Genomic DNA, 10,132 nt, shown 5'->3' with positions numbered 1-10,132 from the left:
CTTCTGCAACAGATAACATTGACGAGGCTGGCTGTGGTCCCCGTACGCCACAAGCTACGAAGCCTGAACCTTGAATAGGAGACACCCGTGTCAGATGCCCAGCAGATCACCCTCATCGTCGATGGCGAAGAAATGAAGGTGACTACCGGGACCACCGGCGCGGAACTCTTCTTTGAGCGCCGCGACGTCGTTGTGGCCCGGGTCGACGGCGAACTCAAAGACCTGGACCAGCCCCTTCCCGAGGGTGCCGAGGTTGAAGGCGTCACCATCGATTCCCCCGACGGGCTCAACGTCCTCCGGCACTCGACTGCCCACGTCATGGCCCAGGCCGTGCAGCAGCTGCGCCCGGACGCCAAGCTTGGCATTGGTCCCTACATCAATGACGGGTTCTACTTCGACTTCGACGTCGCGGAGCCCTTCACTCCCGAGGACCTGCGCCAGCTGGAAAAGATGATGCTCAAGATCGTCAACCAGAACCAGAAGTTCGTCCGCCGCGTCGTCTCGGAGGACGAGGCCCGCGAGGCCATGAAGAATGAGCCGTACAAGCTTGAACTGCTGGGGAAGAAGAACGACGCCGCCGAAGCCGGCGAAGGCGTCAACGTCGAAGTGGGCGCCGGAGACATCACCATCTACGACAACGTCGACCGCAAGAGCGGGGACAGCGTCTGGTGCGACCTGTGCCGCGGCCCCCACCTGCCCAACACCAAGCTCATCTCCAACGCCTTTGCCCTGACCCGGTCCTCGGCCGCGTACTGGCTGGGCAACCAGAACAACCAGCAGCTGCAGCGCATCTACGGCACCGCGTGGCCCACCAAGGATGCCCTGAAGGCGTACCAGGAACGCATCGCCGAGGCCGAGCGCCGCGACCACCGGAAGCTTGGTGCCGAGCTGGACCTGTTCTCCTTCCCCGATGAGCTGGGATCTGGCCTGCCCGTCTTCCACCCCAAGGGCGGCATCATCCGCAAGGCCATGGAGGACTACTCCCGGCAGCGGCACGTGGACGCCGGCTACGAGTTCGTCTACACCCCGCACATCACCAAGGGGCACCTGTACGAGGTATCCGGCCACCTGGACTGGTACCGGGACGGCATGTTCCCCGCAATGCACATCGACGCGGAGCACAACGAGGACGGCACCGTCCGCAAGCCCGGCCAGGACTACTACCTGAAGCCGATGAACTGCCCCATGCACAACCTGATCTTCCGCTCCCGCGGACGCTCCTACCGCGAACTGCCGCTGCGGCTGTTCGAATTCGGCTCGGTCTACCGGTACGAAAAGTCCGGTGTGGTCCACGGCCTGACCCGCGTGCGCGGCATGACACAGGACGACGCCCACATTTACTGCACCCGCGAGCAGATGAAGGACGAGCTCACCACCACGCTGAACTTCGTGCTGGGCCTCCTCAAGGACTACGGCCTGGACGACTTCTACCTCGAGCTGTCCACCAAGAACGAGGACAAGTTCGTCGGTGACGACGCCACCTGGGAGGAAGCCACCCGCACCCTGGCCGAAGTTGCCGAGGCCTCCGGACTGGAGCTGGTTCCGGACCCGGGCGGAGCTGCGTTCTACGGGCCCAAGATCTCGGTCCAGGCGAAGGATGCCCTGGGCCGCACCTGGCAGATGTCCACGATCCAGCTCGACTTCAACCTGCCTGAGCGCTTCGAACTTGAGTTCCAGGCCGCCGACGGCACCCGCCAGCGTCCCGTCATGATCCACCGGGCCTTGTTCGGATCGGTGGAGCGGTTCATGGGCGTCCTCACCGAGCACTATGCCGGCGCCTTCCCGGCCTGGCTCGCTCCGGTGCAGGTGGTGGGCATCCCCGTAGCGGAGGCCTTCAACGACTACATGTTCGACGTCGTCGACAAGCTCAAGGCGGCCGGCATCCGCGCCGAGGTGGACATCTCCTCGGACCGTTTCCCGAAGAAGATCCGCACGGCCAGCAAGGACAAGATCCCGTTCGTGCTGATTGCCGGCGGTGAGGACGCGGAGGCGGGCGCGGTCTCCTTCCGGTTCCGGGACGGCAGCCAGGACAACGGCGTGCCCGTGGCCGAGGCTGTCCAGCGGATCGTGGACGCCGTCCGCAACCGGACCAGCTAGCCGCGGCGGAGGGGAACACGTGCAGGACAACACAGGGTCGGGCTATCCGGGCGACGCGGAAGTGACGGACGATTTTGGCCTCGCCGGCGTTCCGGATGCCTTCCAGCGGCTGTGGACTCCGCACCGCATGGCCTACATCAAGGGCGGGCAGCACCAGTTTAAGAACACGGACGACTGCCCGTTCTGCATCGCGCCCGCGCGCACCGATGAGGAGTCGCTCATCGTGTACCGAGGGCGCACGAGCTACGTGGTGCTCAACCTGTTCCCCTACAACCCCGGCCACCTGCTGGTGTGCCCGTACCGCCACGTCCCCGATTACACGGACCTGACGGTGGAGGAGACCGCCGAATTCGCCGACCTGACGCAGACTGCCATGCGCGTGCTGCGGAAGGTGGCGAATCCCGGCGGCTTCAACCTGGGCATGAACCAGGGGGTTGTGGGCGGGGCCGGCATCGCGGGGCACCTGCATCAGCACATCGTTCCGCGCTGGGGCGGCGACGGTAACTTCTTTCCGATCATCGCCCAGACCAAGGCGATCACCCAGACGCTCGACGAGGTCCGCCAGCAGGTTGCCGACGCGTGGCCCGGGGAGACGCATGCTGAATAGGCATGCCCGCGGCTTCTTCACCGCGCTGTTTACCCCCCTTGCACGCTGGCTGCTGAAAGTTGGCGTCTCGCCGGACGCCATCACCATTGTGGGAACTGCCGGCGTGGTGGTTGGTGCCCTGGTGTTCTATCCGCTGGGCCAGCTGTTCTGGGGAACCGTCTTCATCACGGCGTTCATCTTCTCCGACGTCATCGACGGCATCATGGCCCGGATGCAGAACCTCGGCGGCCGCTGGGGCAACTTCCTGGACTCCAGCCTGGACCGGCTGGCTGACGGGGCCCTCTTTGCCGGCCTTGCCATCTGGTTTTTCACCGGCGGTGCGGATGCCCCCATAGCCATCGCCGCCGTCGTCTGCCTTGTTCTTGGCATGGTGGTCTCCTATGTCCGGGCGAAGGCCGAATCCCTCGGCTTCCAGGCCAACGTGGGCATTGCCGAGCGTGCCGAACGGCTGGTTTCCGTCCTGGTGATCACCGGCCTCACCGGTGCCGGGCTGCCGCCCGTGGTGCTGTTGGCGACTCTGGTACTGCTGGCCGCGGCGAGCCTCGTCACCGTGGTCCAGCGCGTCCTGACCGTGCGCGTCCAGTCGCTGGAAGACTCCGAGCAAACCTGATTAAGCCGGGCTGCCGCGGGGGGACTAGTATTAGGACTGCCCGGTCAATGGATCCGGTAATCCGGTGTGTGCAAAAACGGCATGTCCATGCCGCCCGCACTGCCGGCGAAGGTCATCTAGCTACCCATAGGGGTTTTTGTGTCTACACCTGATGTAAGCAACGAAGCCGGCTCGTCCGCCAACAGCGTGACGGGCAGCAACCGCGTCAAGCGCGGCATGGCAGAGATGCTCAAAGGCGGCGTCATCATGGACGTCGTCAACGTCGAGCAGGCCCGCATCGCCGAAGACGCCGGTGCCGTTGCCGTTATGGCGCTCGAGCGCGTCCCGGCCGACATCCGCGCGCAGGGCGGCGTGTCCCGCATGTCCGATCCGGACATGATCGACCAGATCATCGATGCCGTGTCCATCCCGGTCATGGCCAAGGCCAGGATCGGGCACTTCGTCGAGGCCCAGATCCTCCAGTCTCTCGGTGTCGACTACATCGACGAGTCCGAGGTCCTGACCCCGGCCGACTACACGAACCACATCGACAAGTGGAACTTCACCGTTCCCTTCGTCTGTGGTGCCACCAACCTCGGTGAGGCGCTGCGCCGCATCAACGAGGGCGCGGCCATGATCCGTTCCAAGGGCGAGGCCGGCACCGGCGACGTCTCGAACGCCACCACGCACATGCGGCAGATCCGCGCCGAGATCAAGAAGCTCGCCTCGCTGCCCGAGGACGAGCTGTACGTCGCGGCCAAGGAACTGCAGGCCCCGTACGAACTGGTCAAGGAAATTGCCGCCACCGGCAAGCTTCCGGTGGTGCTGTTCACCGCCGGCGGCATCGCCACCCCGGCCGACGCCGCGATGATGATGCAGCTCGGCGCCGACGGCGTGTTCGTCGGCTCGGGCATCTTCAAGTCCGGCAACCCGGCCCAGCGTGCCGCCGCCGTCGTGAAGGCCACCACCTTCTTCGATGACCCGGACGTCATCGCCAAGGCCTCCCGCGGCCTCGGTGAGGCCATGGTCGGCATCAACGTGGACGAGATCCCCCAGCCGCACCGCCTCGCCGAGCGCGGCTGGTAACTCGCACCGTTAGGTGCGCCGGACGGCGCGATCCCCGCTCAATACACTGAGTCTTTTGGCCCAATAAGAGAGACTGCAGAGGCTCCGTAGACGAGGCGCCCAAGCGCCGAGTTTGTGGAGGGGCAGTCGAACGCCGCTCGGCGCCTGGCGCTTCTGACTAAACGACGCCGGCCGGTCACCCTTCGAGGTGACCGGCCGGCGTCGTAGTTTTTGGCGTTACTCCAGGCCGCGGCGCTTGAGTAGGGGCTCGAGGGCAGCGTCGCGGCCGCGCAGCGTCCGGAACGACTCGAGCGGATCCCGGCTGTTGCCGCGGGAGAGGAGTTCGGCGCGGAAGCGGTCGCCGTTGGCCCGGCTGAGCCCGCCGTTCTCGGTGAACCAGTCCACGGTCTCGGCGTCCAGCACCTCGCTCCAGATGTAGGAGTAGTAGCCCGCAGCGTAGCCGTCGCCCGCGAAGACATGCTGGAAGTAGCCGGTCCGGTACCGCGGGGGAATGAGCGGATGTGCCACTCCCGCTGCGGCCAGTGCCTTCGCCTCGAACTCGAGGGCGTCCTCCGGAACGCCGCCGGCTTCCAGGACGTGCCAGGCCAGGTCCAGCAGCGCCGCGCCGAGGTACTCCGTGGTGGCGAACCCCTCGCCCCACAGGCGGGACTCGTTGAGCCGGTCGATGACGTCCTGGGCCAGCGGCTCCCCGGTGGCGTGGTGGCGGGCGTAGTTGGCCAGCACCTCCGGCCACATGATCCACATCTCGTTGACCTGTGACGGGTACTCCACGAAGTCCCGCGGCACCGACGTGCCCGAGAACCGCGGATAAGTGACGTTGGAAAACAGCCCGTGCAGGGCGTGGCCGAACTCGTGGAACGCGGTCCGCACCTCATCGAGCGTGAGCAGCGTAGGCTCACCCGCGGGCGGCTTGGAGATGTTCAGGTTGTTGATGACCACCGGCTTGGTGTCCAGGAGCGCCGACTGGTCCACCAGCGAATTCATCCACGCGCCGCCCCGCTTGGTTTCGCGGGTGTAGTAGTCGCCCAGGAACAGCCCCAACTCTGTTCCGTCCGCGTCACGGACCTCCCAGACCCGGACGTCCTCGTGGTAGCCGGCGAGGTCCTTGCGCTCATGGAAGGTGATGCCGAAGAGCGAGGTCGCGGCGAAAAACACGCCATCCGTCAGTACCCGGTCCAGCTCGAAGTACGGCCTGATGGCCTGCTCGTCCACGGTGTAGCGTTCCCGCCGTACCTTGGCGGAGTAGTAGGCCCAATCCCAGGCCTCCAGCGGGTGGCCGGCGCTCTCGGCCAGGGCAGCAGCCTCGGCGTCGGCGTTCCGGACGGCGGCGGGCGCCAGCCGGTTCAGCATGGTCCGGACAGCACCGAAGTCCGGGGCCGTTTGCCGGTCCACCACCAGTTCAGCGTAGTTGGCGAAGCCCAGCAGGGCGGCCTTTTCGGCGCGGAGCCGGACCATGGATTTCACGAGGTCGAGGACGTCGAGGTCTCCACCGGAGCTGCCGCGGGCCACGGACGCCTCGAAAAGCTGCCGGCGCACGTCCCTGTTGTCCAGTGACGCCAAGGCGGGCTGGTTGCTTGGCTGGATGAGCGTCAGGAGGAACTTGCCCTCATGTCCGGCAATGCGGGCCGCTTCCGCGGCGCTGGCGATCTCGTCCCCGGGAAGGCCGGCGAGGTCGTCGACGCTGTCCAGCAGCAGGGCGGCGGACTTCATCGCTTCCTTGACGAGCTGGCCGAATTCCGTGCCCAGCCGGGACAGCTCGGCGTTCAGGGAACGGAGCCGGTCCTGGCCGGCGTCGTCCAGCTGAATGCCTGACTGGCGGAACTCCTTGAGGTACTCCTCGACAAGCCTGGCCGATTCGGCGTCGAGGCCCCCGGTTTCCACGGCGTCGAACCGCTCGTAAAGCGCCCGGTTGAGGTAGACGGCGTCCTGATGGGCGGCGAAACGGGGCGAAAGTTCGGTTTCCAGCTTCCTGATGGCCTCGGAGGCGTCGGCCGAAACCAAGGTGAAGAACGAAGCGGCGGCGCGGTCCAGCAGGCGGCCGGACTTTTCCATGGCCTGCGCGGTGTTCTCGAACGTGGCCGGCTCGGGGTTGTCCACGATGGCCTGGATCTCGGCCAGGTGTTCGGCGAGTCCGGCGTCAATGGCCTCGGTGTAGTGGGCGTCGTCGATGTCGGCAAACGGCGGCAGGCCGAAGGGCAGGGCGCTAGGGGACAGCAGGGGATTGGTCATGAAGCAACCCTTTCATGCAGCTCCGCGGTGCACAATGTTTTGGCGGACTTCCACGGACCGGTTGCCCGCCGTCGGCGTGCCCCGGACTTAGGCTTTGGTCATGGGGAAAAACAACATACCGAGCCGTGCGATTCGGGCGGCCGCCGCCGCACTGCTGATGGTGGCGCTGGCATCCTGCGGCGTGCTCGCCGAACAGGCCCGGCCACAACCCGGCAACCAGTCCGGTACCCAGCCTTCCAGTGCGGCCGGCCAGCCCTCGAGCCCGGCAGCGCAGCCGGGCGCCGGGAACACCGCAGTTCCAACGCCGACGGCGGCCCCCGTCCCGAGCGCCGCAGCCACCCCCACCCCGGGTGCCGGCCCCGCCTGCAAGGCGGTCCGCTGCACGTCCGTCCTGGTCACCGGCGACATGCTGGTGCACGCCCAGCTCTGGCAACAGGCCCACGAGGACGCCGTGGCCGGCGGCGTCAAGGGACTCGACTTCGGTCCGCTGCTGGAAGGCCAGCGGCGCTACATCGAACAGAGCGACCTTGCCATTTGCCACCAGGAGACGCCGGTGGCCCTGCCCGGCGGCCCCTTCTCCGCCTATCCCTCCTTCAACGTCCCGCCCCAGATCGCCGCTGCCTCCAAGGCGGTCGGCTACCGTGCCTGCACCACGGCCAGCAACCACACCATCGACCAAGGCACCGAGGGCCTCGCCAGGACACTGGATGTGCTGGATGCAGCAGGGCTGGAGCACACCGGCTCCTACCGGACACAGGCTGAGTCCCGGGGGATCCTCATCCTGCAAACGGACGCCGCCCGGATTGCCGTCATCGCGGGCACTTACGGGCTCAACGGGCAGGTCCCGGAACAGCCGTGGCAGGTGGACATGCTCGATGCCCCCGCCATGATCGCCAAAGCCAAAGAGGCCCGGAACCAGGGCGCGGACATCGTGCTGGCCGCCATGCACGCCGGGGACGAGTACTCCAGTGCCCCCAACGCCCAGCAGTTGGAGGTGGCGCACGCGCTGGCGGACAGCGGGCAGTTCACCATGATCTATGGGCACCACACGCACTCGGTGCTTCCCGTTGAAAAGTACAAGGGAACCTGGATCGCCTACGGGCTGGGCAACGGAGTGACGGAACTGTCTCCGACGTACGTCGTCAACAACGAGGGCCTGCTGCTCCGGGCACAGTTCAGCCAGGACAGTGCCGGCAAGTGGACCGCATCCGACGTCGCCTGGGCGCCGTCAGTCATCGTCAGCAGCCCATACCGCTGGTGCTCTGTGGCCGCGGACGCCCCGCAGGGCGTCTGCGCCAGTCCCGCGGCGGACGCCGACACCCGGCTGCGGACCAAGCAGGTAGTGGAGTCCATGGGCGCGGCGCAGGCCGGAGCCCACGAGCTGCTGCTCACCAGGGAGCGGTGATACAGCAGCGGTGACACAGGAGCGGTGATAACCGAACGGCAGCCCGGCCGGGTTACTCCCTAACGGGGCCGGCGGGCCGCGTGCTCGCGGGCCAGGACGGCGTAGCGGTCATCCGGTTCGCCGGGAGTGAAGGTTCCGTACTTGCGTTCGACGGCGGTCCGGATCAGGAAGTCGGCGATGGCCGGGTTCTTGGGCAGCAGGGAACCGTGCAGGTAGCTTGCCACGATGTTGCGGTAGCGGGCGCCCTCCTGGCCATCGCTGCTGTTGTTGCCGGTGCCCTTCGCCACCGTCCCCAGAGGTTCGACGCCGGGGCCCAGGGTGGTCTGGCCGCTGTGGTTTTCGTATCCCAGGACCTCGCCGAATTCGGCGGTGGTGACCTTGACGTTGCCGATCAGCCGCTCATCCGTGCCGTGGGTCTCCACGTCCAGAACTCCGATGCCGGGAATGACCGGGCCCGAGCGGGTCTTGAAGAAGCGGCCGAACAGCTGGTACATGCCGCAGATCAGGAGCATGGGCGCACCGTCCTCGGCCATCCCCTTGAGGAGGCCGGCCCGTGACTGGAGGTCGTCCTGGATGACGAGCTGGCCGCTGTCCTGGCCACCGCCGCCCAGGATGATGTCCGCCCCCTCGGGGAACTCGTCGCCCACGTCGTACTCAAGCAGTTCCGGGGTGTACCCGTGCCACTTCAGGCGCTGCCGCAGCACCAAGGCATTGCCCCAGTCGCCATAGATGTTCATCTCCCGCGGGTACAGCTGCACGACCCGGATGGTGCCCTTTGACGCGGTAGTGCCGGCGCCTGAATCGGGGGTCAAGAGACCACCTCCACTGTGGTGATTTTGGACAGCTCACGGCGGATGGCGAGCATCGCGGTGTAGGTGCAGAAGACCCGCTTCGGCTTGCCTTTGCCCTTGCGGATGAAGTCGGCCAGGTCGGCCGCGATGTCAGTGCCCACAGCCCCGACCTGCACTTCGTCGTACTGCAGGCGCAGGGCCATGTCATACGCGCGGGAGCCGGTGACCTGGTCCACTCCTTCCGCGCGCAGCGAGTCAAAGTCAACGTCCCACAGCCAGGACATGTCGCGGCCGTCCGCGTAGTTGTCGTTGATGGCGATCATGGTGGCGTAGCCGCCCGAGGGGAACGACTTGAGGCCCAGCCGGAAGCCGCTCGGGTTCTTGACCAGGACCAGATCCAGAGGGAGCCCGTCCACCGTGAGGCTTTCGCCGCGCCCGAACGCCGGGGCCACCTCGGACAGGGCCCTCAGCAGGGTGCTGTGGTCCGCCGTGGCGGCGCCGCTGCCGCAGATGCTGCGGGCCAGGGCCAGCGCAGCCGCGGCGTTGAAGATGTTGTAGACGCCGCGGAGCTTCATCCCGGTGGTGACAGTCACGCCGTCGTACTCAAAATCGGCATCATCGGCACCCACGCGGCGGAGGACGACGTCGGCCTGCGGCCGTTCCGGCACCGCAGGGATGGGGCTGCCCGGCCCGGCGCGGAGTTCATCGTCGCTGGGGAAGGTTCCCAGCAGCGAGTCGTCCAGTCCGAAGTAGAGGACCTCGGGGCCATGCAGCGTATCGGCGATCCTGGCCACCCGCGGGTCCTCGCGGTTCAGCACCACGGTTCCCGTGGTCTTGACGGCGATGTGCTGGAGGAGCTGGGCGGTCTTGTCGATCTCACCGAAACGGTCCAGCTGGTCGCGGAGGACGTTCAGCAGCAGGCTGTAGCGCGGCGGGACGCGGTTGACGAAGTGCACGGCGTGGGCCTCGTCCAGTTCCAGCACGGCGATGTCGGCGTCGAGCCGTCCGCGCCAGTCAACGTCGCCGAGCAGGGCGGCCGCCACGCCGCGGGTGAAGTTGCTCCCGGTGCGGTTGGTGAACACCTTCAGGCCCTGGCTTTCCAGCAGTTCCACCACCATCTTCGTGGTGGTGGTTTTGCCGTTGGTGCCGCTGACCACGGCGACGCCGTGGGGAAGGGTGGACAGGGTCCGCTGCATGAAGCCGGGGTCGATTTTTTCGACCACCAGGCCGGGTAGTGCAGAGCCTCCGCCCCTGAGCCGGGTAACCCGGCGAACGAATTTGCCGAGCGGAACGCTGAGGGAAAACATGCTCTGTAATATATCCCAGCA

The 10,132-nt window shown here is 66.6% G+C and carries 8 protein-coding genes; 5 read left to right on the top strand and 3 right to left on the bottom strand.

Translation table 11 applies throughout. The annotated features are described in order from the left end of the window. Nucleotides 1-132: 132 nt before the first annotated feature. The 4 genes from thrS to pdxS all read left to right on the top strand — a co-directional run bounded on the left by thrS (nucleotide 133) and on the right by pdxS (nucleotide 4,379). Complete coding sequence (thrS, locus tag QFZ23_RS14510) at nucleotides 133-2,097, top strand: threonine--tRNA ligase (protein WP_373427940.1); 1,965 nt, start codon at nucleotides 133-135, stop codon at nucleotides 2,095-2,097. A gap of 19 nt (nucleotides 2,098-2,116) precedes the next feature. After that, entirely contained in the window at nucleotides 2,117-2,704 is a 588-nt protein-coding gene (locus QFZ23_RS14505; RefSeq protein WP_306923944.1) for an HIT family protein, read from the top strand. Beyond that, on the top strand, nucleotides 2,694-3,314 hold the full coding sequence (pgsA, locus tag QFZ23_RS14500; RefSeq protein WP_306923943.1) for a phosphatidylinositol phosphate synthase: 621 nt from the start codon (nucleotides 2,694-2,696) through the stop codon (nucleotides 3,312-3,314). The genes QFZ23_RS14505 and pgsA overlap by 11 nt, the downstream gene beginning before the upstream one ends. A gap of 138 nt (nucleotides 3,315-3,452) precedes the next feature. Then, nucleotides 3,453-4,379, top strand: coding sequence for a pyridoxal 5'-phosphate synthase lyase subunit PdxS (pdxS, locus tag QFZ23_RS14495; RefSeq protein ID WP_306923942.1), 927 nt, complete (start codon nucleotides 3,453-3,455; stop codon nucleotides 4,377-4,379). Nucleotides 4,380-4,595: 216 nt separating this feature from the next. Here pdxS and QFZ23_RS14490 read toward each other — a convergent pair whose 3' ends face one another. Continuing rightward, the gene (locus QFZ23_RS14490) at nucleotides 4,596-6,608 is read right to left on the bottom strand and encodes a M3 family metallopeptidase (RefSeq protein ID WP_306923941.1); all 2,013 of its coding nucleotides are present in this window, start codon (nucleotides 6,606-6,608) and stop codon (nucleotides 4,596-4,598) included. Nucleotides 6,609-6,708: 100 nt separating this feature from the next. On the opposite strand from QFZ23_RS14490, the gene QFZ23_RS14485 reads away from it, so the two are divergent. Further along, complete coding sequence (locus QFZ23_RS14485; RefSeq protein WP_306923940.1) at nucleotides 6,709-8,013, top strand: CapA family protein; 1,305 nt, start codon at nucleotides 6,709-6,711, stop codon at nucleotides 8,011-8,013. A 59-nt stretch (nucleotides 8,014-8,072) separates the two neighbouring features. Here QFZ23_RS14485 and QFZ23_RS14480 read toward each other — a convergent pair whose 3' ends face one another. Together QFZ23_RS14480 and QFZ23_RS14475 are read right to left on the bottom strand one after the other, a co-directional pair. Then, entirely contained in the window at nucleotides 8,073-8,825 is a 753-nt protein-coding gene (locus QFZ23_RS14480) for a type 1 glutamine amidotransferase (RefSeq protein ID WP_306923939.1), read from the bottom strand. Then, nucleotides 8,822-10,111 carry a Mur ligase family protein gene (locus tag QFZ23_RS14475; protein ID WP_306923938.1) on the bottom strand — a complete coding sequence of 430 codons (1,290 nt, stop codon included), beginning with the start codon at nucleotides 10,109-10,111 and terminating at the stop codon, nucleotides 8,822-8,824. Before QFZ23_RS14475 ends, QFZ23_RS14480 begins: the two co-directional genes overlap by 4 nt. Nucleotides 10,112-10,132: the final 21 nt, after the last annotated feature.

It is taken from the genome of Arthrobacter globiformis (assembly GCF_030818015.1).
Classification (GTDB): Bacteria; Actinomycetota; Actinomycetes; order Actinomycetales; family Micrococcaceae; genus Arthrobacter; species Arthrobacter globiformis_C.
This window is presented reverse-complemented; position numbering and strand designations above follow the sequence as displayed.

What these genes read in the sequence shown, in the direction of transcription:
- QFZ23_RS14475 (WP_306923938.1), bottom strand. Translation starts at nt 10,111, where the DNA reads ATGTTTTCCCTCAGCGTTCCGCTCGGCAAATTCGTTCGCCGGGTTACC.
- pgsA (WP_306923943.1), top strand. Translation starts at nt 2,694, where the DNA reads ATGCTGAATAGGCATGCCCGCGGCTTCTTCACCGCGCTGTTTACCCCC.
- thrS (WP_373427940.1), top strand. Translation starts at nt 133, where the DNA reads ATGAAGGTGACTACCGGGACCACCGGCGCGGAACTCTTCTTTGAGCGC.
- QFZ23_RS14490 (WP_306923941.1), bottom strand. Translation starts at nt 6,608, where the DNA reads ATGACCAATCCCCTGCTGTCCCCTAGCGCCCTGCCCTTCGGCCTGCCG.
- QFZ23_RS14485 (WP_306923940.1), top strand. Translation starts at nt 6,709, where the DNA reads ATGGGGAAAAACAACATACCGAGCCGTGCGATTCGGGCGGCCGCCGCC.